Genomic DNA, 21,717 nt, shown 5'->3' with positions numbered 1-21,717 from the left:
CCTTCATCATTTGTCATCTTTTATTTCGAATAATCAATATTTAGCCCAGCCTCAGCACGCTATTTTTTGACTCAAGGCCGCGATGAACTATAAGAAAGTACGTAATGCCGCACTCAGGCTGGCGCCGTTTGTTGACGACAATGCCCGCCGGACTCCGCGGTTCGCCAATGATATACGCCATCCCGGGAGGAACTGGTGCACCCGATAATTAAGGTCATGCTGGTGGGAGGTAAGGCCGACGGGCTGTTGGTCAGCGTCGCCGATGACGCGACCGAGGTCTCGGTGACGCCTGCGCAGTACGGTGCGCTATCCGGGCAACCGCTGAGCTATCGTATTGTCAGTCAAACCATTGACGATGAACGCTATTATTTTGGCGTCTTCAGTGAAGCCCATCAGGATAGCGACAAGCTGACGCGGGTCGCCCTGACCCGTGGAATGAAAAAAATGTTCTGTTAAACCCTGCCCGAATGAGGGCGTGAGAGGGTATTCCTGGCGCCGCTCTGCTACTGTGGCAGCCTTCTATTTCCAGGGCAGGACCTATGATGATTCAGTACATCCGTATTCAAAACTTTCGCTCGGTCAGGGATATCGCGCTGGAGCTCGGGCCGCTGAACATTGTCTTCGGCCCCAACGGCTGCGGCAAATCCAATATTTATAACGCCATCCACCTGCTGACCGCCGCCGCTGACGGCAAGCTGTCGGGGTTTATCAGCGAAGAGGGCGGTCTGGAGAATATGATGTGGTCCGGGGAGCGTTCGCCCGTTGATCGTCATCCCCGCCGTCTGCAAATCGCCTGCCGGACCGACAGCTTCGATTATGAGCTGCAGATAGGCTTCCCGGAAAAATTGCCCTATCCGACGCAGTTCATGCTCGATCCCATCGTTAAAGAAGAGAACATCTGGCTGGCCGGCTACTCCCGCCGGCCTTCCTCCCGCGTACTGCAGCGTAAGAATCAGGCGGCGTTTCTCGTCGATGTGACGGGGGAGAAAAGTACGTTCACTGAGAGCATCTATGAAAACGAGTCGGTGTTCGGTCAGCTCGGCGAACCGCATCGTTTTCCCGAGGTGTCGCGAGTGCGGGAAACCCTGCGCCGCTGGCGGTTTTATCATGAATTCGCTATCGGCCGCCTTTCAGACCATTGTCGAGATCGGCGCGGAAGAGATTTTGCACGAGATCCTCGCCGACGCCTTTCCTGGCTGCCAGTTTTACTGTGAAAACGAGCAGTCACGTTTCGCCCTGAAAATGCGTCGCGAGGGGATCCGCCGCCCGCTGCTGGCGGCGGAGATGTCTGACGGTACGCTGCGCTTTCTGTGCCTCGCTGTTGCGCTGCTCAGCCCGCGCCCGCCGGCCTTTCTGGCGATCAATGAACCGGAGAACAGCCTGCATCGCGACATGTTGCCCGCGCTGGCCCGGCTGATTATCGAGGCCTCGCGCTACAGCCAGATCTGGCTGACCAGCCACTCGGCAGAGCTGGCGGAGCTGATTGCCTCCGGGGCGCCTTGTCAGCGCTATGCCCTGGAGAATCGCGGCGGGGAGACGCGGATTGTCGAGTGAGTCCCGTCGTCCCTGACGGGAGCCGGAGTCAGGCGGGGGTCTGCGTCCCCGCTGCTGGCAGCAGATTTTTCCCGCCCCGTAAGGTAAAGAACGAGAGCAGGGTGAAGCTCAGGGTGATACACCCGAGGATCAAATAAGCCTGATGGAAGCCGACGGTGTCGTACATCCGGCCGACCCAGGCGGAAAGCACCACCCCGGAAAGCTGTTTCGACAGGTTAAAGCCGATCAGAAACAGGGTGGCCGAGAGCCGCGGGTTAAAGGCGGAGGAAATATATTTAAAGGTCCCGACCAGCAGGAAGGGGATCTCAAACATATGCAGCATCTTGAGGATCACCACCTCCACCGCCGATGAGGCAAAAGACGACCCGAGAATACGCACCGACATGATCATCCCCGCGGTCAGCAGGGCGTTTTTGGCGCCGATGCGGTTAACAATGGCCGGAGCGCAGAACATAATTAGCGCGTTGAGCAGCTCGCCACCGGTGGTGACGAAGCCAAACACTTCGGTACCGCGCTGCGGGCTGGCGAAAAAGCTTTTGAAAAAGTTGGCGAACTGCTGGTCAAACACGTCGTAGACGCTGGCGACGCCCACCACATAGATAATAAAGCCCCAGAAGCGCGGCATACGCAGCAGCTCTGCCGCCGTGCGCAGCGAAAAGGCCTGGCGATTGGCGCCCAGCGCTTCGATAACCTCGGCGCTGTTGCTGCTTTCCGGTCGCGACAACCAGAGCAGCAGACCGAGCACCAGCGCAAAACCGGAGGCGATCCAGAAGGTGATGTTGGGATCGATGCCGAACAGAACGCCGGTTATCGAGGCGCACAGCGCCCAGCCGACGCAGCCTGCGACCCGCACTTTGCCATATTCAAAGCGGTTGGCCCGGCTGACGCGCTCGATATAGGCTTCCACCGCCCCGGAGCCGCTGGAGAAAACAATCCCCAGATAGATCCCGCCCGCCAGCGCCCCGGCGATGATATTCATTTGCAGCAGCGGTGAAAAAACGAAAATAAAGAACGGTGCGAACAGAATTAACAGCACCGTAATAGTCCACAGCAGATGTTTGCGCAGGCCGAGCTTATCCGACATCAGGCCAAACACCGGCTGAAAAATAATGGCGAATAACGAAATAGACGAGAAAACGATCCCGGTTTCCGTTTTGGTTAAATGGTTAACGTCCGCCAGCCACACCGGAAAAAACGGAAAGTAGGCCGACATAATGAAATAGTAAAAGAAAAAGAACAGCAGGAAATAGACAAAATTATGCCGTTCTCGTGGCGCCAGTTCAGAGAATTTCATCACCATGATCCCTTGTTATTCTGTTTGTAGGGTGGGGGCTGTCGCCCCCACGGATTAAAGGCAACGCAAAAAGACCTCGTACTGCCAGCGCGTTTGACTCAGGAGCCACTGCGGTAGCACGCTGGGGGTCCAGGAGTCATCGCCGCCCACCCCCATATGCAGGCCGTCGAGGGTGATCCACACGCCGTCTTCGGCCTGCATCTTGTGCCAGTGGTCGGTCTCCATCAGCTGACGGGTACTCCACGGCTGAACGGAGAAGTGGAAATGTCCGCTGACGTGCCAGCGTCCCCAGTCCAGCGCCTGGGTATCACAGCGCAGGCCGTTTTCCGTCGGGAAGATGTAGGGCGTCGTCATCGCCGCCAGCGGCTGCTCCCAGCGGGCGAAGCAGGCGCTGCTCCGCCGGTCGGGGTAGTTCTCATGCGGCCCCAGCCCCAGCCAGCTCACCGGCGCCTGCTGATCCGCCACCTGGAAGTGCAGCCCGACCCGCGGCAGCGGCGGCAGGGTTTCTGCCCGTTCGCCGTCCACCGCCAGCCGCAGCGTACCGTCCGCGGTGAAGTGCATGCGCCAGTGGCTGACAATCACTACCTCTTCGCCGCGCAGATAGTGCCAGCGGCAGTCGACGAGGGTTTCATTTGCCAGGCGCTGCGCGTCGCACTGGACGCAGTGCGCCTCAAGATCGTACAGGCCGGCGCTTTTCCAGCGCTCCACCCAGGCGTTGGGGTCGATACGCTCTACTTCGCTGACCCCGATGTCGTTGTCGAGCGGCGCGCGAATAAACTGGTCACGCAGGGGGGTCAACAGCTGCTCCTGACCGCCAACCGACCAGCGGCTCAGCAGACCCGTCCGGCGATCGATGGTCCAGCATTGCGAACCGGCGCGGATCTGCCAGACCTCGTCGCTGACGATAAGATCCGGAGCGCCGGCAGGCACGGTGGGCGCCGGCAGCGCCAGCGGGGCGGGCAGGGGAAACTGTTGCCAGGCGACGCGGTGATCCGCTTCTGACCAGTCGGTCGCCCGGGGCTGGGTCACCTCCAGCGTCAGCCACACCGCGCGGGCGCCTTCAGGCAGGATTAGGCTGTCGAGCAGCGTTATCTCGTCGCTGCCCTCAGGGGGCAGCGCAAGGGTCAGGTTGCCGTGATACAGGGTTTCACCGGCCGACTGCACCTGCCAGCGCACCACTTCGTTATCGGTTGGACGGAACAGGTATTCGCTGGTGATGCGCACCCGCAGCGGCGAGGTCGACAGCAGCGTGAACTGAAAATATTGCTGGGCGTGCTTCGCCTCCACCAGCGACGGGTGTGGCGTGCGATCGGGAAACACCAGACCGTTCATACAGAACTGGCGATCGTTAGGCTTATCGCCAAAGTCGCCGCCATAGGCCCAGCCGACGCTGCCGTCGTCAAAGATTTTGCGGATCGCCTGATCGGCCCAGTCCCAGATAAACCCGCCCTGCAACCGCGGATACTCGCGGAAGGCCTGCCAGTAATCGGCGAAGTTGCCGAGGCTGTTGCCCATCGCGTGGGCATATTCGCAAAGGATCAGCGGCCGCTGCTCGCCGGGCAGGCTGATCCATTTTTTGATCCCCCATTTGGGTACCGCCGGGATCGGCTGGTCGCGTTCGACGCGGGCGTACATCGGACAGATAATATCGGTGGCGGTGGTATCCGCGCCGCCTCCCTCGTACTGCACCGGACGGCTCGGGTCGTTGCGTTTCAGCCAGTGGTACAGCGCTTCGTGGTTACCGCCGCCGCCCGACTCGTTGCCCAGCGACCAGATGATAATGCACGGATGGTTGCGGTTGCTCTGTACCATCCGGGTGACGCGGGCGCTGAAGGCTGGCAGCCACGCCGGATCGTCGGACAGCCGATTCATCGGCACCATCCCGTGGGTTTCAATATTAGCTTCATCGACCACGTACAGACCGTAGCGGTTGCAGAGTTCATACCAGCGCGGCGCGTTGGGGTAGTGCGAGCAGCGCACGGCGTTAAAGTTGTTCTGCTTCATCAACAGAATGTCCTGCACCATATCCGCCTCGGTGACCACCTGACCGCGCAAATGATGATGCTCATGGCGGTTAACGCCGCGGATCAGCAGCGGTTTGCCGTTGAGACGCAGCAGGCCATCGACAATCTCGATGCGGCGAAAACCGATGTCCCATGCTTCGGCCTCCAGCAGTTCGTCGCCGCGCCACAGGGTGACCACGGCGCGATAACAGTTTGGAGTTTCCGCGCTCCAGTGCGCCGGCGCCGTCACCGCCAGAGCAAAATCGACCCGTTCCGCGTAGTGGCCGCGTTCATCCACCGCCGGGGTGCCTAACGGCTGCCGCCCGGCGGCGACCTGCTCCTCGCCACGCCACAGGCTAACCCCGATGCTGAGCCCGGCAAGGGCCGCCTCTGTCGCTTCGACGGTCGCCTGGACCTGCAGAGTGCCATCGCGGTAGAGGGCGTCGAGGGCTGGCGTCAACTGCACGTCGCATAGCCGTTGCTGCGGCTTATTCAGCAGCCACACCGAGCGGAAAATGCCGCTCATCCGCCACATATCCTGGTCTTCCAGCCAGCTGCCGGCGCTCCAGCGCATGACCATCACGCACAGGCGGTTGTCGCCCGGGCGCAGGAAGGGGCTGAGATCGAACGCTGCCGGCAGGCGACTGTCCTGCGAATAGCCGACCCAGACGCCATTGCACCACAGATGAAACGCCGAGTTGACGCCATCGAAAATAATCTGCGTTTGCCCGTTCTCGCGCCATGTGTCCTCAACCGTAAAGTGCAGGGAATAACAGCCGGTCGGGTTATCCTCCGGCACCCGCGGTGGCGTGGTATCGATGGGATAGCGGACGTTGGTGTAGATCGGCGCGTCATAGCCCTCCATCTGCCAGTTGGAAGGCACTGGCGTGCCGCGGCTGTCCGGCAGATCCTGCGTCAGCCACTGCGCATCGACGGCAAACGGGCTGCGGGCATAAACGAACTGCCACTCGCCGTCCAGCTGACGACGGCGTGTGGAGAGATGGTTATCCCGGGCGGCAAGCTCATCGCGCCAGCTGGCGAAAGCGGGATGCGCCGGCAGGCGGTTAAGGTGGGTAATGGTCTGGTTCTGCCAGTCTTCACGGGCGAGGACGGCGTCAAAGTCGGGCATGTTGCTGTGGCCGGTATCGCTAATTTGCATTTTAATCCCCGGTAAGTCAGAAAATGTCGTTCGCTAAACATGATGATTAACGTTATCGGGTAATTTGTTTTTTCCAGCAATCACGCTGGAAATGAAATGAACAGACGATCACGAAAGCGAGGGCAAAACGCTGTTTTTTGTCGCGCGTTAAACATAAAATGTTAGCGCACGACATTGTTATCGCTGAGGAGAAAAATATGCCGCGTCGTACCGCAACCCTTGAGGATGTCGCCCGCGCGGCGGGGGTCTCCCAACAGACCGTCTCCCGGGTGCTGAACCGTCCTGAGGTGGTGTCAGCCCGCACCCGGGAGCAGGTGATCCGCGCGATGCAGACGCTGCACTACGTGCCTAACCGCTCGGCGCAACTGCTTGCCGGCAAGGCGGCGCCCTCCATCGGGTTAATTACCGCCTCGCTGACGCTGCATGCCCCCTCGCAGATCGCCGCCGCGATAAAAAGCCATGCCAGCCTGCATCAGCTGGAAGTGGCGATAGCGATGCCGGCGCAGGCCGATTTTGTCGCGCTGCAGGCGCGGCTGGATGAGCTGCGCGCCCAGCATATTCGCGGGGTGATCGTCAGTCTGCCCCTGGAGAGCGCCACCGCCGAGCGGCTGGTGCAAGAGAACCCGGATATGGCCTGCCTGTTTCTTGATGTCTCTCCGGAGGCCGATGTCTGCTGCGTGCGCTTCGACCACCGCGACGGCTGCGGAGCCTGCGTACGCCACCTGTGGGAGCTGGGGCATCGCGAATTCGGCCTGCTGGCGGGGCCGGAAAGTTCGGTTTCCGCCCGTCTGCGCCTCGCCAGCTGGCGCGAGGCGCTGCACAGTCTGAATATCGCTCGCTCAACAACGGTGTTCGGCGACTGGAGCGCCGCCAGCGGCTGGCAAAAAACGTTTGAGCTGCTGCATCTGCAGCCGCGGATCAGCGCGATTGTGGTGGCGAACGATCAAATGGCGCTCGGCGTGCTCAGCGCGCTCGCCCAGCTTAATCGCAGCGGTAGCCGGGCGGTATCGGTGACCGGCTATGACGACACCGCCGACAGTCTCTACTTCCAGCCGCCTCTCACCACGGTGGCGCAGGACTTCGATCTGCTGGGCAAGCGGGCGGTGGAGCGGCTGATCGCCCTGATGGCGGCCCCGCAGCTGCGGATCCGCGAGCTGCTGCCGACCCGGCTTATTGTGCGCCAGTCGGCCTGGCCCGCCGCCGTCGCGGAGGATCAGCAGCAGACCCTCGCGCAACTGAAAGCGCTGGTGGAAAAACTTTAGCGCAGGCCGTTGAGGCTTTATTGAGGTTGACTCTGTTAACCTCGTCATCAAACGTAGAGAGGTCAGGATTATCTGTCTGCGAAAAATGCAAAACACAATCTATCCATGCAAGCATTGATTTACCGCCAGTCATATGGCGGTTTTTTTTTGCCGTCGCCCGCCTCTACCGTTTTCTTCCGTTCGCCTTTCCGCCTGGCATATCCTGCCGCGGCATGCTAGATCTTGCTTCCGGGGCTCCATCCGGGAGACGACGGGAGGCAAGGGTATGATGGTGATAGAGGGTAAAGAGGCGATCGCGCGGGTGGACTGGCAGCGGGTGCGAACCATTATCGCCGAGGCCGGATTGAATGAGCGCGATGTTCAGCAACTGGAGCAGGCGTTCCGCCAGAGCACCTTCTGCTGGTTTGGCTATGAGAACGGTCAACTGATTGCCGTGGCGCGAGCCATCAGCGACTGTACCTGGAGCAGCTATCTGGCGGATGTGGCGATCGTCCCCGAACGTCAGGGGCAGGGTTACGGACAACAGTTGATGCTGGCCATCCGGGAGCAGTTGCTTCCCTTTGGCAAAATTTTTATCTATGCGGTCGCCGATAAAATTACGTTTTATCAGCGCTTTGGTTTTGCCATGCTGACCACTGGCATGGTCTGCGCCAGCGAGGAGGGCATGCACAACATGCAGGAGCAGGGCTATATCCGTCGGCCCTGAAAGCAGGCGCTCAGGAACGCCTGGCTTAAACGTGTAAACCAGGCGCAGGCTGTCAGAGGGGGCGTTCGAGCACGAAAAGATACGCTTCCCGCGACCAGAACAGGGCGGTGCGGCGGCGCTCCACCGACATGGTTTTCACTTCCCATCCCTCACGGGTATAGCTGCTGAGAAACTGGCTCATTTTGTCAGGGTCAGCCTTGGCTTCGCCAAAAAACAGGCTGCCCAGTAGCCCCTCTTTATAGATCACTACCCGACACTCTTTCTTCATCATCGACCCTCCTGGCGACCCGTTTACTGTGGCCGTCTATTGTCCGTTGCCGCGACGATTTTGCAATCGGAGAAGTAGCAAACTGTTTCCGGTACTGCAGCGGACTGAGCGCGAAGTGCTGGCGAAAATGGTGACGCAGGGTGCCGGCGCTGGCAAACCCGCAGCGCTCAGCGATCTGATCGATGGACATCGTGCTCTCCGTCAGGTGCTGGCGGGCGCGCAGCAGCCGCTCGTCCAGCAGCCAGCGGGCGGGTGTTTTACCGGTGGCCTCCTCAAAGCGGCGCAGGAAAGTGCGTGGTCCCATGCCGGCGCGCTGGGCGAGGGAAGCGACGGTATGGCTGGCGGCAAGATGCTGGTGCAGATAGTCAAACAGCTGCCCAAGGCGCTGGCTCTCCCGGCTGCGGGCTACCGGGCGCAGGACCTGCTGCGCCTGACCGCCGTCGCGATGGGGAGAGACTACCAGGCGGCGGGCGACGACGTTGGCGGCTTCGCTGCCGAAATCCTCGCGCACCAGATGCAGACAAAGGTCGATCCCCGCCGCGCTGCCGGCGGAAGTCATCAGCAAAGCATCGCCCACGTAGAGCACATCTTCCACCACCTGGATCTGCGGGAAACGCGACTGCAGCGCCGCGGTGTAGCGCCAGTGGGTCGTTGCCTGGCGGCCATTGAGCAGCCCGGCGGCGGCGAGAACGAACACCCCGGAACAGATGGAAATAATCCGGCATCCGCGGGCGTGGGCGGCAACGAGGGCGGCGCACAGCGCCTCGGGGACCGGGGCGTCGACACCGCGCCAGCCGGGGACCACAATCGTATCCGCCTGGGCGAGAAGTTCAGGCCCGCCGTCAGTCATCAGGCGGATGCCGCCGGTAGCGCACAGCGGCCCTTCATCGACGGCGGCGACGGCGAACTGGTACCAGTTGTCGCCCATTTCCGGGCGCGGCAGGCCGAAGATCTCCACGGCTACGCCAAACTCAAAGGTGCACAGGCCATCGTAGGCGAGGGCGACCACCTGATGACGTGACGGTGTCACAGAAGGGGTTGTCAGGATGTTAGCGTTTTCTGTCATGGTTGTCGGCAGATCAGGGTGATGGGCGTCAGTAAAGTAGTGTTATCACAGACAAGGAGAAGACGCCATGAGTGTAGTAACCCAATTTCCCCCTGCCACCTCCGCTGAGGCTATCCGCTGGTTCCGCCATAAGTTGCATCTTGAGACCGACTGCGCCGATGTGCACAGCGCCCAGCGTGCCGGCGAGGTCGACTTTGTCCTGCTGCACGTGGTCGGCAGCGAGGAAGCCTTCGCCAGACGTCACTTGCCAGGCGCGCAGCATCTCCCGCACAGCCAGATCACCGCCGAGCGAATGGCCGCCTGGCCGGCGGAGACCCTCTTTGTGGTCTACTGCGCCGGGCCGCACTGCAACGGTGCTGACGTTGCCGCGGTGAAGCTAGCTGAGCTCGGGCGGCCGGTGAAAATGATGCTCGGCGGACTCACCGGCTGGGAAGATGAGGGCTATGCGTTTGTTTCCGGTAAATGAAAATATTTCATGTACCATGAAATATTCTCGTTTGCGACCCACCACTCTGCATGCCAGTATCTGGACATATAGCCATCCAGAAGTCTAAAAATTCAAATAATGAACTATCACGGTGGGCAACTAACGCGCCCACCGCTAAGGAGACAGCATGCAACGTCAACAGGCCCCGTTCCGCGCAGACATCGTCGGCAGTTTTTTGCGCCCGGACAGCATTAAACAGGCGCGTCAGCAGCTGGCTGAGGGGATTATCGACGCCGGTCAGCTACGCGAGATTGAGAATAACGCGATCCGTCATCTGGTTCAGCAGCAATGCGACTGCGGCCTGCATGTGGTCACCGACGGTGAGTTTCGGCGCGCATGGTGGCATTTCGATTTCTTCGATGGCCTGCAGGGCGTTGAACGTTACGATGCCGAGCAGGGGATCCAGTTTAACGGCGTGCAGACCAAAGCGCACGGCGTTCGCGTCACCGGCAAGCTGGCGTTTGGCGACCACCCGATGCTGGAAGACTTCCGCTATCTGAAAAGCATCAGCGGCGACGCGCAGCCGAAGATGACCATTCCCAGCCCGAGCGTGCTGCACTTCCGCGGCGGGCGGAAAGATATTGATGCCACCGTTTACCCGGATCTTAGCGACTACTTCGACGATCTGGCCACCACCTGGCGCGACGCGATCCGCGCGTTTTATGACGCCGGCTGCCGCTATCTGCAGCTGGACGATACCGTGTGGGCCTACCTGTGCTCCGATGCCCAGCGTCAGCAGGTACGCGAGCGCGGCGACGATCCGGATGCGCTGGCGCGCATTTATGCCCGGGTGCTGAACCAGGCGCTGGAAGGTAAGCCGGCCGATCTGACGGTGGGCCTGCACGTCTGTCGGGGTAACTTCCGTTCAACCTGGATCTCGGAAGGCGGTTACGAGCCGGTGGCCGAGGTGCTGTTTGGCGGCGTCAATGTCGATGCCTTCTTCCTTGAGTACGACAACGACCGCTCCGGGGATTTCGCGCCGTTGCGCTTTATTCGTCCCGGCCATCAGCAGGTGGTCCTCGGATTGATCACCACCAAAAATGGCGAGCTGGAGAACCCGCAGGGGGTGAAAGCGCGTCTCGCCGAGGCCGCGCAGTATGTGCCGCTCGAGCAGATTTGCCTGAGTCCGCAGTGCGGTTTCGCCTCTACGGAAGAGGGCAATGCCCTCAGCGAAGACCAGCAGTGGCAAAAAGTCCGTCTGGTGACGTCGATCGCCGCCGACGTCTGGTAATGACTTTCTTAGCGCAGCGTTGCACCGTGATGAGGCAACGCTGCCGTCCCTCCCGTCTCCGCCGCCCACCTGTCCCGCATCCTGCTGTTTTCACAACCTGGCACCGTTTTTGCCTTATCACCTCTGGTTAGCTGTTAATTCTTTATTTTTGCGCTACTCAGGAGTGAATCATGCAACGTAGAACGTTATTAAAAGCTTTTGCACTCTCCGCCTCTGTAATGGCTATGGGTCTTTCATTCCAGGCCTATGCCGCCGACACCATCAAAGTCGGGATCATGCATTCGCTCTCCGGGACGATGGCGATTTCCGAAACGCCGCTGAAGGACGTCGCGCTGATGGCCATCGACGACATCAACGCCAAAGGCGGGGTACTGGGCAAGAAGCTGGAGCCGGTGGTGGTCGACCCGGCCTCCAACTGGCCGCTGTTTGCCGAGAAGGCACGCCAGCTGCTGGCCCAGGATAAAGTGGCGGTGGTGTTTGGCTGCTGGACGTCGGTCTCACGTAAATCGGTGCTGCCGGTGTTTGAGGAGCTGAACGGCCTGCTGTTCTACCCGGTTCAGTATGAAGGGGAAGAGATGTCCCCCAACGTCTTCTATACCGGCGCGGCGCCTAACCAGCAGGCTATCCCGGCGGTGGAATACTTGCTAAGTGAGGATGGCGGCGGCGCCAAACGTTTCTTCCTGCTGGGGACGGACTACGTCTATCCGCGCACCACCAACAAGATCCTCCGCGCCTTCCTGCATGCCAAAGGGATCCAGGACAAAGATATCGAGGAGGTCTACACCCCGTTCGGCTACAGCGATTACCAGACCATCGTCGCCAATATCAAAAAATTCTCCGCCGGTGGCAAAACGGCGGTGGTCTCCACCATCAATGGCGATTCCAATGTGCCGTTCTACAAAGAGCTGGCTAACCAGGGTCTGAAAGCGACCGATGTGCCGGTGGTGGCCTTCTCGGTAGGGGAAGAAGAGCTGCGCGGCATCGATACCAAACCGCTGGTCGGCAACCTCGCGGCATGGAACTACTTTGAGTCCGTCGATAATCCGACCAACAAAGCCTTCGTCGCCGACTATCGCGCGTACGCCAAAGCGCACAAGCTGCCGAATGCCGATACGGTGGTGACCAACGATCCGATGGAAGCGACCTGGGTGGGTCTGCATATGTGGGCGCAGGCGGTGACCAAAGCGGGCACCACCGATGTCGATAAAGTGCGCGAGGCGATGGCCGGGCAGACCTTCAACGCGCCGTCCGGTTTTACCCTGACCATGGATGCCACTAACCATCATCTGCATAAGCCGGTGATGATCGGTGAAATTGAAGGCAACGGTCAGTTCAACGTGGTCTGGCAAACCGATAAACCCGTCCGCGCGCAGCCGTGGAGTCCGTGGATCCCCGGTAACGATAAGAAACCTGACCATCCGGTGAAAACCGTCAGCCAGTAAGCGCCAGGGCCGGCGGGGCTGGAGCATAGCGCCCGTCGGCCGCTGACCAGAGGAGAACGACATGAACGCATTGCGTCTCATGAATGTGTTGGCGCTACTGCTGATCCTGCTACCATGGCGGGCGCAGGCCGCGGAGGCGGACGACTTCGTTGCCGCCAGTCGCAGCCAGCAGGCGCAGCTGTTGACCCAGTGGGCGGCAGCGCCGCAGGCGGATCGTCTGCCGCTGCTGCGGGCGTTGACCACCGAGAGCCTGGTGATGGACGAGGGAAAACATGCTTTCCGCACCCGACAGGGCGGATTACAGCCATTGGGCGCTGTCGCCGCGCCGCAGGGCGAAACCCGACCGGTCCGTCTGACCAACAGGCTGCGCAATCTGGCTGCCGGCGCGCTGGCCAGCCACCTTATTTTAAGTGACAACGTCACGGAGAGAGCTTCCGCCGCGCGCACGCTTCAGCGGGAAGCGACCCCGGCCATGGCCGCGCTGCTGCAACAGCGGCTGCAGGCAGAAACCGATGAAAATGTGCGGGGCCTGCTGGAGGTGGCGCTGGCGCGCCTGCAGCTCACTCAGCCTGAGGCCAGCGCGCGGCTGGCCGCCGTGACGCTGCTTGGCCATTCCGCGGACCCGGAAACCCAGGCGCTGCTGATCCCCTTTACCGATGCCCAGCATGAGCCGGATGCGGCGGTGCGCGAGGCGGCCAGCGACAGCCTGCAAAAGATCAAACATCGTCTGCTGCTCGGCGATCTGCTGGGCCAGGCCTTTATGGGGCTGTCGCTGGGATCGGTGCTGTTGCTGGCCGCGCTGGGGCTGGCGATCACCTATGGCCTGCTGGGGGTGATTAACATGGCCCACGGTGAGATGTTAATGATCGGCGCCTACAGCTGCTGGCTGGTACAGCAGGCGCTGGCGCAGCTCGCGCCGCAATGGCTGGCCTTTTATCCGCTGGTCGCGCTGCCGGTGGCGTTTCTGGTGACCGCCGGGATCGGCATGGCGCTGGAGCGCACCATTATTCGTCATCTGTATGGTCGGCCGCTGGAAACGCTGCTCGCCACCTGGGGGATCAGCCTGATGCTTATCCAGCTGGTGAGGATGCTGTTTGGCGCGCAGAACGTGGAGGTGGCAAACCCGGCCTGGCTCTCCGGCGGCGTGCAGGTCCTGCCGAACCTGATCCTGCCGTGGAATCGGCTGGCGGTGCTGGCGTTCGTCCTGCTGGTGCTGTGTTTTACCTGGCTCATCCTGAACCGTACCCGTCTGGGGATGAACGTCCGCGCCGTGACGCAGAACCGGGCGATGGCCGCCTGCTGCGGCGTGCCTACCGGGCGGGTGGATATGCTGGCTTTTGGCCTCGGCTCCGGTATTGCCGGACTGGGCGGCGTGGCGCTGTCGCAGCTTGGCAACGTCGGGCCTGAACTGGGTCAGGGATACATCATCGACTCGTTTCTGGTGGTGGTGCTGGGCGGCGTCGGCCAGCTGGCCGGCAGCGTGGCGGCGGCCTTTGGGCTGGGCATTTTCAACAAAATTCTCGAACCCCAAATGGGCGCGGTGCTGGGCAAAATCCTGATCCTGGTGATGATTATTCTGTTTATTCAGAAACGCCCGCAGGGTCTGTTCGCGCTGAAAGGGAGGGTTATTGACTGATGAGCCAACCAATCACCTTAACGCTGGCGCAGCGCGCGCCGCGGCCTCTGCGCTGGCTGGGGATCCTGCTGGTGCTGGGGCTGCTGAGTATGCCATTCCTGGCGCTGCTGCCGGCCTCGCATCCGCTGGCGGTGCCGAGCTGGCTGCTGACGCTGAGCGGCAAAATCCTCTGCTACGCCATTGTGGCGGTGGCGCTGGATCTGGTCTGGGGCTATGCGGGTATGCTGTCGCTGGGGCACGGGATCTTCTTTGCCCTCGGCGGGTACGCCATGGGGATGTACCTGATGCGCCAGGCGGCGGGCGACGGTCTGCCGGCGTTTATGTCTTTTCTCTCATGGAGCGAGCTGCCCTGGTTCTGGTGGGGCACGCAGCATTTCGCCTGGGCGATGGCGCTGGTGGTGCTGGTTCCCGGTCTGCTGGCCCTGGTTTTCGGCTGGTTTGCCTTTCGCTCGAAGATCAAAGGGGTCTATTTCTCGATCATGACCCAGGCCCTGACCTATGCCGGTATGCTGCTGTTCTTTCGCAACGAGACCGGGCTTGGCGGCAACAACGGCTTCACCGGTTTTACCACGCTGCTGGGTTTTCCGGTCACCGCCACCGGCACCCGCGCCACCCTGTTTATGGCCACGGTTTTGCTGCTGTTGCTGACCCTGTGGCTGGGCTCGGCGCTGGCGCAGAGTAAGTTTGGCCGGATCCTCACCGCGGTACGTGACGCCGAAAACCGGCTGATGTTCTGCGGGTACGACCCGCGCGGCTTCAAGCTGCTGGTATGGACGCTGTCGGCGGTGCTCTGCGGTCTGGCGGGGGCGTTATATGTCCCGCAGGTCGGGATCATCAACCCCAGCGAAATGTCGCCGACCAACTCCATCGAGGCCGCCATCTGGGTCGCGCTCGGCGGGCGCGGCACCCTGATCGGCCCGGTGCTTGGCGCCGGGCTGGTCAACGGCGCGAAAAGCATTTTCACCGTGGCGATGCCAGAGTACTGGCAGCTGTTTCTGGGCCTCATCTTCATCATCGTGACCCTGTTTTTACCCCGCGGAGTGATGGGCCTGCTGCGTCGAGGAGACCGCTAATGCAACCGGATGAAGGACTGTTTACCCGTCAGCTGCCCGGCGATCGCTTTCGCGAACAAACCGATCCGGTGCTGCAGCTGGAGAATATCAACGTCAGCTTTGACGGTTTCCGGGCGCTGACGGATCTGTCGCTGGCGATAGGCGTCGGCGAACTGCGCTGTGTGATCGGCCCCAACGGGGCGGGCAAGACCACCCTGATGGATGTGATCACCGGCAAGACCCGGCCGCAAAGCGGCAAAGCGCTCTATGACCAGTCGGTGGATCTGACCACTCTTGACCCGGTGGCCATCGCCCGCCAGGGCATCGGGCGCAAGTTTCAGAAGCCGACGGTCTTCGAAGCGCTGACGGTGGCGGAAAATCTCGCCCTGGCGATGAAGGGTGATAAATCGGTGTGGGCCAGCCTGCGCGCCCGGCTGAGCAGCGAACAGGACGATCGGCTGAATGAGGTACTGCGCCTGCTGCGTCTCGACGGCGAGCGCTACCGCCAGGCCGGTCTGCTGTCCCATGGCCAGAAACAGTTCCTTGAGATCGGCATGCTGCTGGTGCAGGAGCCGCATCTGCTGCTGCTTGATGAGCCGGCGGCCGGCATGACCGATGCGGAAACGGAGTATACGGCGGAGCTGTTTCGTACCCTGGCTGGACAGCACTCCCTGATGGTGGTGGAGCACGACATGGGATTTGTCGAGACCATCGCCGACCGGGTGACGGTCCTGCATCAGGGCCAGGTGCTGGCGGAGGGATCGCTGCGGGAGGTGCAGGCCAATGAGCAGGTCATTGAAGTTTATCTGGGACGTTAAGGAGCGCCAATGTTACAGGTGAGTCAGCTACATCAATACTACGGCGGCAGCCATATTTTGCGTGGGGTGGATTTTTCCGCCCGTCAGGGCGAAGTCACCTGCCTGCTGGGGCGCAATGGCGTCGGTAAGACCACGCTGCTGAAATGCCTGATGGGGCTGATCCCGGCGCGCAGCGGTGAGGTACGCTGGCAGGATCAGAACATCACCCATCGCAAACCGCACCAGCGGGTGCAGGCCGGGGTCGCCTACGTTCCCCAGGGGCGCGAGATATTTCCGCGCCTGACGGTGGAAGAAAACCTGCTGATGGGGCTGTCGCGCTTTCCTGCCCGCGAAGCGCAGCAGGTGCCGGAGGAGATCTACCAGCTTTTCCCGGTGCTCAAGACCATGAAGCAGCGGCGGGGCGGTGACTTATCCGGCGGTCAACAGCAACAGCTGGCGATTGGCCGCGCGCTGGCCAGCCGTCCGCAGCTGCTGATCCTTGATGAACCCACCGAGGGGATCCAGCCTTCGGTTATCAAAGAGATTGGCGAGGTGATCCGCCAGCTGGCGAGCCGCGGGGATATGGCGATCCTGCTGGTGGAGCAGTTCTATGACTTTGCCGCCGGGCTGGCGGACCACTACCTGGTGATGTCGCGCGGCGCCATCGTCCAGCAGGGCAAGGGCAGTGATATGGAGAGCGACGGCGTGCGCGCCATGGTGACCATCTGACCAGGCCGGCGGCGTGCGCGCCGCCGGTTTGCGGACTATTTGCGCAACAGCCGCTGCAGGCGCGCCAGGCGCCAGTTTTTGATCCATTCGCCGAACACGAACAGGCGTAATCCTCTCACCACCAGCAGGGCGCCCCAGATCAGGGCGACCCAGCCGGACCAGTAGTACTGTGGATTAGTGAAGCGGTTAAGCACCGCCAGCAGCACGCAGACTACCACCGCCACCGACAGCGAACGGAAAAAGCGGCTCTCCTGATGCACCCGCGCTTTGGCTTCCTCTATGCGCAGATCCAGCGAGGCTTCCGGGCCCGGCGCACCCTCCCGCGAGGCTTCGCCGCCGATCTCGGCCACCGTGACCTCAAAGACCGCGGCAAGGGCGCTGAGGGTCTCCAGCCCCGGGCGTTCGCCATTCTCAATGCGCTGGATCGTGCGGACGCTGAGACCCGCCATTTCGGCCAGCTGCTCCTGGGACCAGGCGCGCTGTAGCCGTAATTGTTTGACCTGATTGTTGCTGTTCATATTCGTATGCTCCATGACGTTCTGCGGATGTAAACCTGTGATGGAGTATGGTGAACCGGGCCGCCAGCCACCACGACAGCGACCCGACAACGGCCCGACATCAACCCGACAGCCGCATGCCAGCTGGCGTCAGGCGTTAGCCAGCGGACAATCCGGCTGCCAGGGACGGGCATTCATCCCGCGGAAAATCATCAGCCAGGCGGCGACAATCGCCACGATAAGAATGACAAAAAGCGACCAGTGCGGCAGATGGGTGAGGATCATCCCGGTGAACATCGGGTTGAATGCCGCGCCCAGCCACCCCAGCGACTGGGCGGAGAAGTAGCTGGCCTTCATCCCCGGCGGGGCAATATGGTCAATCAGCATATACTCCCCGGGGGCATAAATCACTTCCCCGAGGGTGAAGATCGCCGCCGAGATCCCCCATGCCCACAGGCTGGCGCCAGAGAACATAAAGCCCACGAGGCCGATAACAAAGCAGACGGTGCCGAAGGTCATCAGCGGGCGAATATTTCTGGCGCTCAGCCGCCGGCCAACCGCGTACTGCAAAGCGACCACCACCGCGGCGTTAACCGGCAGCACCACGGCCACCACTTTCTCGGCGAAGTCACTGCTGGCGACCACCAGCACATACTGCGAGAGACAGGAGGCGAAAGCGCCGCTGACGAAGGAGGCCAGCAGCCCGGAACAGGTAAACCACAGCAGCGCCCGGTCATGCAGCAACACCGAGGGAGACCAGGCGACAGCGCCCGGCTGGGCCGCGGCCACCTCCCGCTGGAGAAACAGCTGAATAAACACCAATGGAAAGGCGGCGCAGGCGGCCGCCAGCCAGAACGGCAAATTGATGCTGTGCATCACCAGCAGCGTGCCGATGGGCGGCCCAACGGTCCAGCCGATATTGAGGATGGTATAGTTCAGCGAGAAGATACGCGCTTTTTTCTCCGGCGTCAGTCGGTCGGCGAACCAGGCTTTTAGCACGGTGGAAAACACCGAGTATGCGCAGTTGATCAACGCAAAGAAGATCACCACCAGGATAGCGTTATTGACCAGCGGTATCGCGCTAAATCCCAGAATAAACACCAGCACTGACCACACCATATAGCGCTTTTTGTCGAACTTATCCGCGAGGATGCCAAAGCCCATGCTGAACAGCACGCCGACCACCAGCGCCAGCGACAACGCGTAGCCAATCACATCGACATCCAGCTGATAACGTCGGGTGAGGTAGATAGTCATAAACGGCAGTGTGGCCCCTCGGCCAATAGTTAGCAGTAACGACGATGCCAGCAGCGCGATGGTGGAGCGCCTGAGAGTGGTGATCATGATTTCCTTGCCTGTCATGTTGTTATAATTTTACGTCTTCGATCACAAATAACACGCTCATTACGCCTTGTACAGGTCAGCCCGGTCGCCGGGCGCACTTCCTGGCCTGCCAAAAATAATGATCTATCCTGGCGGCCGCTTTTTGGTTACTTTGATTTTGTTCACAAAAATTCTAATAACGACAGAGGCAGGGTATGACGAGGAAAGATGGACTACTGGCGCTGCTGGTAGTTGTGGTGTGGGGGCTTAACTTTGTGGTGATTAAGCTGGGATTACACAATATGCCGCCGCTGATGCTGGCGGGGCTGCGCTTTATGCTGGTCGCCTTCCCGGCGCTGCTGTTTGTATCCCGCCCGGCCATCCCGCTGCGCCTGCTGCTGGGTTATGGCCTGACCATTAGCTTTGGTCAGTTTGCCTTTCTGTTCTGCGCTATTGGCCTGGGTATGCCTGCCGGGCTGGCATCGCTGGTGCTGCAGGCGCAAGCCTTCTTCACCATCATTCTCGGCGCCTTCGTCTTTGGCGAACGTCTGCAGGGCAAGCAACTGGCGGGGATCGCGCTGGCGATCTTTGGCGTGCTGGTGCTGGTGGAGGGCAGCCTTGGCGGGGAGCATGTGCCGCTGGTGGGCTTTATGCTGACCCTGGCGGCGGCGCTCAGCTGGGCCTGCGGTAATATCTTCAACAAGAAAATCATGTCGCATGCCGCCCGGCCGCCCATTATGTCGCTGGTGGTGTGGAGCGCGTTGATCCCGGTGCTGCCGTTTATGCTGGCCTCATGGCTGATTGATGGCCCGCAGACCATGCTGGCGAGCCTGCAACACATCGATCTGCTGACGATACTGTCGCTGCTCTATCTGGCATTTATCGCCACTATCGTCGGCTATGGTATCTGGGGATCGCTGCTGGGGCGCTATGAGACCTGGCGGGTGGCGCCGCTGTCGCTGCTGGTGCCGGTGGTGGGGATGGCCAGCGCTGCGCTGTTGCTGGGGGAGACGCTGAGCGGACTGCAGCTCACCGGGGCGGTACTGATTATGGCCGGGCTCTATATTAACGTCTTCGGCTTACGTCTGGTGCGGCCGGGTATGGCGCGCGGATAAAAAAAAGCCCCGAAGAAGGGGCTACACAATTATGCGTGTAATGGCATCACAGGTCGTGCTGCTGGTAGTACGGCACGCCCAGTTCGTCGGATTTATCACTGCCAGCCGCCATATGATTGAAATCAAATGGCGAATCGTTATGTTCCGAAGGGATAATCATTGTATCACGCTGGTTTTGACGCACCGGCGTGGTGTTTTGCTCCGCATAGCTGAGGCTGGAGACCAGCGACAGGAGTACGATAGCTGCGGCAGCGAATAATTTCATGATTTCCTCAATACGTCTTTGATAATACAGGCGATTAACATCAGTTATTTAGCGGATGCAGATAGCGGGATTCGCCAGGTACATTCGTTATGCGATACTTGTGGGGCGGAACATCGAAATAGTTCTTGAACGTTCGCGTCAGGGTCTGCTGCGACTCGAAACCGTAGCGTTCCGCCAGGTACAAAATGGGCTCATTGCTCTGCTTGAGCTTTTGCGCAATCTCCGTCAGCTTGCGGCTGCGGATGTACTGGCCGAGGGAATGGCCGGTCTCTTTCTTAAACATACGTTGCAGGTGCCACTTGGAGTAACCTGAACGCTCAGACACTTTTTCCAGCGACAGGGGCGATTCCAGGTTATCCTCGATCCACGACAAAATACTATGGATAGTGATGGCGTCATTATTACGTCTGGACATCATCTTACCTCTTCTTATTTTACGGCAGGACCTTCTTGAGTAGTTGCTCAAGCGCGACGACTTCGTCCGCCGACAGATTTTTTGTTAACTCCTGGTGTAACTTCTGACCCACAACCTGATGACACTGCTCGCAAAGGGCTGCGCCGTCCGGTGTCAACTGCACCAGCACGCCGCGCTTGTCAGCGGGGTTGGGTAACCGTTCAATCCAGCCTTTGCACGCCAGGCGGTCGAGCATACGCGTCATCGCGCCCGGGTCGACGGAAAGCACGGTTTTCAGCTCAACGGGGGTAATACATACCTCGCAACGAATGGAACAGAGCACGCGAAACTGGGTCGCGGTAATATCCATGGGTGAGAGGTAGTCGTTGAGCAGGCGATCTTTTTTCTGGTTAACCATCTGGATCAAGCGGCCCAACGGGATCATTTCATTAAACAGGTCGCTGGTACTTTTCATGATGGTTGCCCAGGCAAGTAATTAGTTGCAGGTGATACTATTGCCCAGGCAATCATAAGTCAACATTATGAATTGGCCGATGCCACGATTTGCTAAAATAAAAAAATCTGACGTGGGTCACTGTTTGTGGTTTTGCTAACGCTTGTTAATTTTTAGCGGAAGTGGTTTATCAGCAGGCTGGCGGCGAAAGTGTCGAAGCCGGTATACTCACGGAACGAAACAATACTTAAAAAATGAATATTAACGGGACTTTAATTAACTATGTTCGATTTGTTTAAAGCAATAGGGCTTGGCCTGGCGGTGCTTTTACCGCTGGCAAACCCACTCACAACCGTGGCGCTGTTCCTCGGCCTGGCGGGCAATATGAACAACGCCGAGCGGAACAAGCAGGCGTTGATGGCATCGGTGTATGTGTTCGCCATTCTGATGGTGTCGTGGTATGCCGGTCAGGTGGTGATGAATACATTCGGCATATCAATACCTGGGCTGCGTATCGCCGGGGGATTGATTGTAGCCTTTATCGGTTTCCGCATGCTGTTTCCCCAGCAAAAAGCCCACGATTCGATGGAAGCGAAGATCAAATCGGAAGAACTGCAGGATGAACCGACCGCCAATATCGCCTTTGTGCCGCTGGCGATGCCAAGCACCGCCGGTCCGGGAACCATTGCGATGATTATTAGCTCCGCCTCGACCGTTAAGCACGGTGTGGACTTCCCGGAGTGGGTGGTACTGGCGGCGCCGCCGATCATCTTTTTGCTGTTAGGGGTGATTCTGTGGGCTTGTCTGCGCAGTTCCGGCGCGATTATGCGTCTGGTAGGCAAAGGCGGCATCGAGGCCATTTCGCGGCTGATGGGCTTCCTGCTGGTCTGTATGGGCGTGCAGTTTATTATTAATGGCGTGCTGGAGATCATTTCGACCTGGCACCCCTGATCGCCCCGGATGGGATGAGAGACAACAGCCTG

The 21,717-nt window shown here is 60.2% G+C and carries 21 protein-coding genes and 2 pseudogenes; 13 read left to right on the top strand and 10 right to left on the bottom strand.

Annotated elements, in window-relative coordinates:
• Positions 1-195 precede the first annotated feature (195 nt).
• Both DTA24_RS15225 and DTA24_RS15220 read left to right on the top strand, forming a co-directional pair.
• Complete coding sequence (locus DTA24_RS15225; RefSeq protein WP_012968279.1) at positions 196-456, top strand: hypothetical protein; 261 nt, start codon at positions 196-198, stop codon at positions 454-456.
• An 86-nt stretch (positions 457-542) separates the two neighbouring features.
• A pseudogene (locus DTA24_RS15220) lies at positions 543-1,554 on the top strand (AAA family ATPase).
• Between the two features lie 28 nt (positions 1,555-1,582).
• Here DTA24_RS15220 and DTA24_RS15215 read toward each other — a convergent pair.
• Complete coding sequence (locus DTA24_RS15215) at positions 1,583-2,848, bottom strand: MFS transporter (RefSeq protein ID WP_012968277.1); 1,266 nt, start codon at positions 2,846-2,848, stop codon at positions 1,583-1,585.
• Positions 2,849-2,902: 54 nt separating this feature from the next.
• Entirely contained in the window at positions 2,903-6,010 is a 3,108-nt protein-coding gene (locus DTA24_RS28630; RefSeq protein WP_123836927.1) for a beta-galactosidase, read from the bottom strand.
• Positions 6,011-6,207: 197 nt separating this feature from the next.
• On the opposite strand from DTA24_RS28630, the gene DTA24_RS15205 reads away from it, so the two are divergent.
• Entirely contained in the window at positions 6,208-7,272 is a 1,065-nt protein-coding gene (locus DTA24_RS15205; RefSeq protein ID WP_012541786.1) for a LacI family DNA-binding transcriptional regulator, read from the top strand.
• 7 nt (positions 7,273-7,279) lie between these two features.
• Here the strand turns inward: DTA24_RS15205 and DTA24_RS29000 are convergent.
• A pseudogene (locus DTA24_RS29000) lies at positions 7,280-7,473 on the bottom strand (hypothetical protein); the annotation flags it as partial.
• Positions 7,474-7,537: 64 nt separating this feature from the next.
• Between DTA24_RS29000 and DTA24_RS15195 the strand changes: the two are divergent.
• Positions 7,538-7,978 (top strand): GNAT family N-acetyltransferase, encoded by a 441-nt coding sequence (locus tag DTA24_RS15195; protein WP_012968274.1) that lies wholly within the window; start codon positions 7,538-7,540, stop codon positions 7,976-7,978.
• A 52-nt stretch (positions 7,979-8,030) separates the two neighbouring features.
• Here DTA24_RS15195 and DTA24_RS15190 read toward each other — a convergent pair whose 3' ends face one another.
• Together DTA24_RS15190 and ftrA are read right to left on the bottom strand one after the other, a co-directional pair.
• Entirely contained in the window at positions 8,031-8,246 is a 216-nt protein-coding gene (locus DTA24_RS15190; RefSeq protein ID WP_004205985.1) for a DUF4177 domain-containing protein, read from the bottom strand.
• Positions 8,215-9,312: a transcriptional regulator FtrA gene (gene ftrA / locus DTA24_RS15185; RefSeq protein ID WP_049009634.1), complete on the bottom strand. Its 1,098-nt coding sequence runs from the start codon at positions 9,310-9,312 to the stop codon at positions 8,215-8,217. The genes DTA24_RS15190 and ftrA overlap by 32 nt, the downstream gene beginning before the upstream one ends.
• 67 nt (positions 9,313-9,379) lie before the next feature.
• Between ftrA and DTA24_RS15180 the strand changes: the two genes are divergently transcribed.
• The 7 genes from DTA24_RS15180 to urtE all read left to right on the top strand — a co-directional run bounded on the left by DTA24_RS15180 (position 9,380) and on the right by urtE (position 16,686).
• Positions 9,380-9,778 carry a rhodanese-like domain-containing protein gene (locus DTA24_RS15180; RefSeq protein ID WP_123836926.1) on the top strand — a complete coding sequence of 133 codons (399 nt, stop codon included), beginning with the start codon at positions 9,380-9,382 and terminating at the stop codon, positions 9,776-9,778.
• 148 nt (positions 9,779-9,926) lie between these two features.
• Complete coding sequence (locus DTA24_RS15175) at positions 9,927-11,030, top strand: cobalamin-independent methionine synthase II family protein (RefSeq protein ID WP_012541782.1); 1,104 nt, start codon at positions 9,927-9,929, stop codon at positions 11,028-11,030.
• A 170-nt stretch (positions 11,031-11,200) separates the two neighbouring features.
• Positions 11,201-12,472, top strand: coding sequence for an urea ABC transporter substrate-binding protein (gene urtA / locus DTA24_RS15170; protein WP_012968272.1), 1,272 nt, complete (start codon positions 11,201-11,203; stop codon positions 12,470-12,472).
• 61 nt (positions 12,473-12,533) lie between these two features.
• Positions 12,534-14,108: an urea ABC transporter permease subunit UrtB gene (urtB, locus tag DTA24_RS15165; RefSeq protein ID WP_080835232.1), complete on the top strand. Its 1,575-nt coding sequence runs from the start codon at positions 12,534-12,536 to the stop codon at positions 14,106-14,108.
• Positions 14,108-15,181: an urea ABC transporter permease subunit UrtC gene (urtC, locus tag DTA24_RS15160; RefSeq protein WP_123836925.1), complete on the top strand. Its 1,074-nt coding sequence runs from the start codon at positions 14,108-14,110 to the stop codon at positions 15,179-15,181. The genes urtB and urtC overlap by 1 nt, the downstream gene beginning before the upstream one ends.
• Positions 15,181-15,978 carry an urea ABC transporter ATP-binding protein UrtD gene (urtD, locus tag DTA24_RS15155; protein ID WP_002904321.1) on the top strand — a complete coding sequence of 266 codons (798 nt, stop codon included), beginning with the start codon at positions 15,181-15,183 and terminating at the stop codon, positions 15,976-15,978. Before urtC ends, urtD begins: the two co-directional genes overlap by 1 nt.
• Positions 15,979-15,987: 9 nt before the next feature.
• A complete protein-coding gene (gene urtE / locus DTA24_RS15150; RefSeq protein WP_032730312.1) occupies positions 15,988-16,686 on the top strand; it encodes an urea ABC transporter ATP-binding subunit UrtE in 699 nt (232 codons plus the stop codon).
• A gap of 35 nt (positions 16,687-16,721) precedes the next feature.
• On the opposite strand, the gene DTA24_RS15145 is transcribed toward urtE, so the two are convergent.
• Together DTA24_RS15145 and ydeE are read right to left on the bottom strand one after the other, a co-directional pair.
• Positions 16,722-17,204, bottom strand: a complete 483-nt coding sequence (locus tag DTA24_RS15145) for a helix-turn-helix domain-containing protein (RefSeq protein ID WP_123836924.1) — start codon at positions 17,202-17,204, stop codon at positions 16,722-16,724.
• Positions 17,205-17,333: 129 nt separating this feature from the next.
• The gene (ydeE, locus tag DTA24_RS15140; RefSeq protein WP_012968270.1) at positions 17,334-18,527 is read right to left on the bottom strand and encodes an efflux MFS transporter YdeE; all 1,194 of its coding nucleotides are present in this window, start codon (positions 18,525-18,527) and stop codon (positions 17,334-17,336) included.
• A 194-nt stretch (positions 18,528-18,721) separates the two neighbouring features.
• Between ydeE and eamA the strand changes: the two genes are divergently transcribed.
• Positions 18,722-19,621, top strand: a complete 900-nt coding sequence (gene eamA, locus DTA24_RS15135) for an O-acetylserine/cysteine exporter (protein WP_008804965.1) — start codon at positions 18,722-18,724, stop codon at positions 19,619-19,621.
• Positions 19,622-19,667: 46 nt separating this feature from the next.
• Here the strand turns inward: eamA and marB are convergent, their stop codons facing one another.
• From marB to marR, 3 genes are read right to left on the bottom strand one after another with little or no spacing between them, the layout of a single operon-like run.
• A complete protein-coding gene (marB, locus tag DTA24_RS15130) occupies positions 19,668-19,886 on the bottom strand; it encodes a multiple antibiotic resistance protein MarB (protein WP_008804964.1) in 219 nt (72 codons plus the stop codon).
• A 40-nt stretch (positions 19,887-19,926) separates the two neighbouring features.
• Entirely contained in the window at positions 19,927-20,301 is a 375-nt protein-coding gene (marA, locus tag DTA24_RS15125; protein WP_002904397.1) for an MDR efflux pump AcrAB transcriptional activator MarA, read from the bottom strand.
• 19 nt (positions 20,302-20,320) lie between these two features.
• Entirely contained in the window at positions 20,321-20,755 is a 435-nt protein-coding gene (gene marR, locus DTA24_RS15120; protein ID WP_008804963.1) for a multiple antibiotic resistance transcriptional regulator MarR, read from the bottom strand.
• 261 nt (positions 20,756-21,016) lie between these two features.
• Between marR and DTA24_RS15115 the strand changes: the two genes are divergently transcribed.
• On the top strand, positions 21,017-21,685 hold the full coding sequence (locus DTA24_RS15115) for a MarC family NAAT transporter (RefSeq protein WP_002904403.1): 669 nt from the start codon (positions 21,017-21,019) through the stop codon (positions 21,683-21,685).
• Positions 21,686-21,717: the final 32 nt, after the last annotated feature.

Source organism: Klebsiella sp. P1CD1 (assembly GCF_003790505.1).
Lineage (GTDB): Bacteria > Pseudomonadota > Gammaproteobacteria > Enterobacterales > Enterobacteriaceae > Klebsiella > Klebsiella variicola.
Note: the sequence above shows the minus strand (reverse complement) of the source record. Positions and strands in the feature narration are given on the sequence as shown.

What these genes read in the sequence shown, in the direction of transcription:
- DTA24_RS15215 (WP_012968277.1), bottom strand. Translation starts at nt 2,848, where the DNA reads ATGAAATTCTCTGAACTGGCGCCACGAGAACGGCATAATTTTGTCTAT.
- DTA24_RS28630 (WP_123836927.1), bottom strand. Translation starts at nt 6,010, where the DNA reads ATGCAAATTAGCGATACCGGCCACAGCAACATGCCCGACTTTGACGCC.
- DTA24_RS15205 (WP_012541786.1), top strand. Translation starts at nt 6,208, where the DNA reads ATGCCGCGTCGTACCGCAACCCTTGAGGATGTCGCCCGCGCGGCGGGG.
- DTA24_RS15195 (WP_012968274.1), top strand. Translation starts at nt 7,538, where the DNA reads ATGATGGTGATAGAGGGTAAAGAGGCGATCGCGCGGGTGGACTGGCAG.
- DTA24_RS15190 (WP_004205985.1), bottom strand. Translation starts at nt 8,246, where the DNA reads ATGAAGAAAGAGTGTCGGGTAGTGATCTATAAAGAGGGGCTACTGGGC.
- ftrA (WP_049009634.1), bottom strand. Translation starts at nt 9,312, where the DNA reads ATGACAGAAAACGCTAACATCCTGACAACCCCTTCTGTGACACCGTCA.
- DTA24_RS15180 (WP_123836926.1), top strand. Translation starts at nt 9,380, where the DNA reads ATGAGTGTAGTAACCCAATTTCCCCCTGCCACCTCCGCTGAGGCTATC.
- DTA24_RS15175 (WP_012541782.1), top strand. Translation starts at nt 9,927, where the DNA reads ATGCAACGTCAACAGGCCCCGTTCCGCGCAGACATCGTCGGCAGTTTT.
- urtA (WP_012968272.1), top strand. Translation starts at nt 11,201, where the DNA reads ATGCAACGTAGAACGTTATTAAAAGCTTTTGCACTCTCCGCCTCTGTA.
- urtB (WP_080835232.1), top strand. Translation starts at nt 12,534, where the DNA reads ATGAACGCATTGCGTCTCATGAATGTGTTGGCGCTACTGCTGATCCTG.
- urtC (WP_123836925.1), top strand. Translation starts at nt 14,108, where the DNA reads ATGAGCCAACCAATCACCTTAACGCTGGCGCAGCGCGCGCCGCGGCCT.
- urtD (WP_002904321.1), top strand. Translation starts at nt 15,181, where the DNA reads ATGCAACCGGATGAAGGACTGTTTACCCGTCAGCTGCCCGGCGATCGC.
- urtE (WP_032730312.1), top strand. Translation starts at nt 15,988, where the DNA reads ATGTTACAGGTGAGTCAGCTACATCAATACTACGGCGGCAGCCATATT.
- DTA24_RS15145 (WP_123836924.1), bottom strand. Translation starts at nt 17,204, where the DNA reads ATGAACAGCAACAATCAGGTCAAACAATTACGGCTACAGCGCGCCTGG.
- ydeE (WP_012968270.1), bottom strand. Translation starts at nt 18,527, where the DNA reads ATGATCACCACTCTCAGGCGCTCCACCATCGCGCTGCTGGCATCGTCG.
- eamA (WP_008804965.1), top strand. Translation starts at nt 18,722, where the DNA reads ATGACGAGGAAAGATGGACTACTGGCGCTGCTGGTAGTTGTGGTGTGG.
- marB (WP_008804964.1), bottom strand. Translation starts at nt 19,886, where the DNA reads ATGAAATTATTCGCTGCCGCAGCTATCGTACTCCTGTCGCTGGTCTCC.
- marA (WP_002904397.1), bottom strand. Translation starts at nt 20,301, where the DNA reads ATGTCCAGACGTAATAATGACGCCATCACTATCCATAGTATTTTGTCG.
- marR (WP_008804963.1), bottom strand. Translation starts at nt 20,755, where the DNA reads ATGAAAAGTACCAGCGACCTGTTTAATGAAATGATCCCGTTGGGCCGC.
- DTA24_RS15115 (WP_002904403.1), top strand. Translation starts at nt 21,017, where the DNA reads ATGTTCGATTTGTTTAAAGCAATAGGGCTTGGCCTGGCGGTGCTTTTA.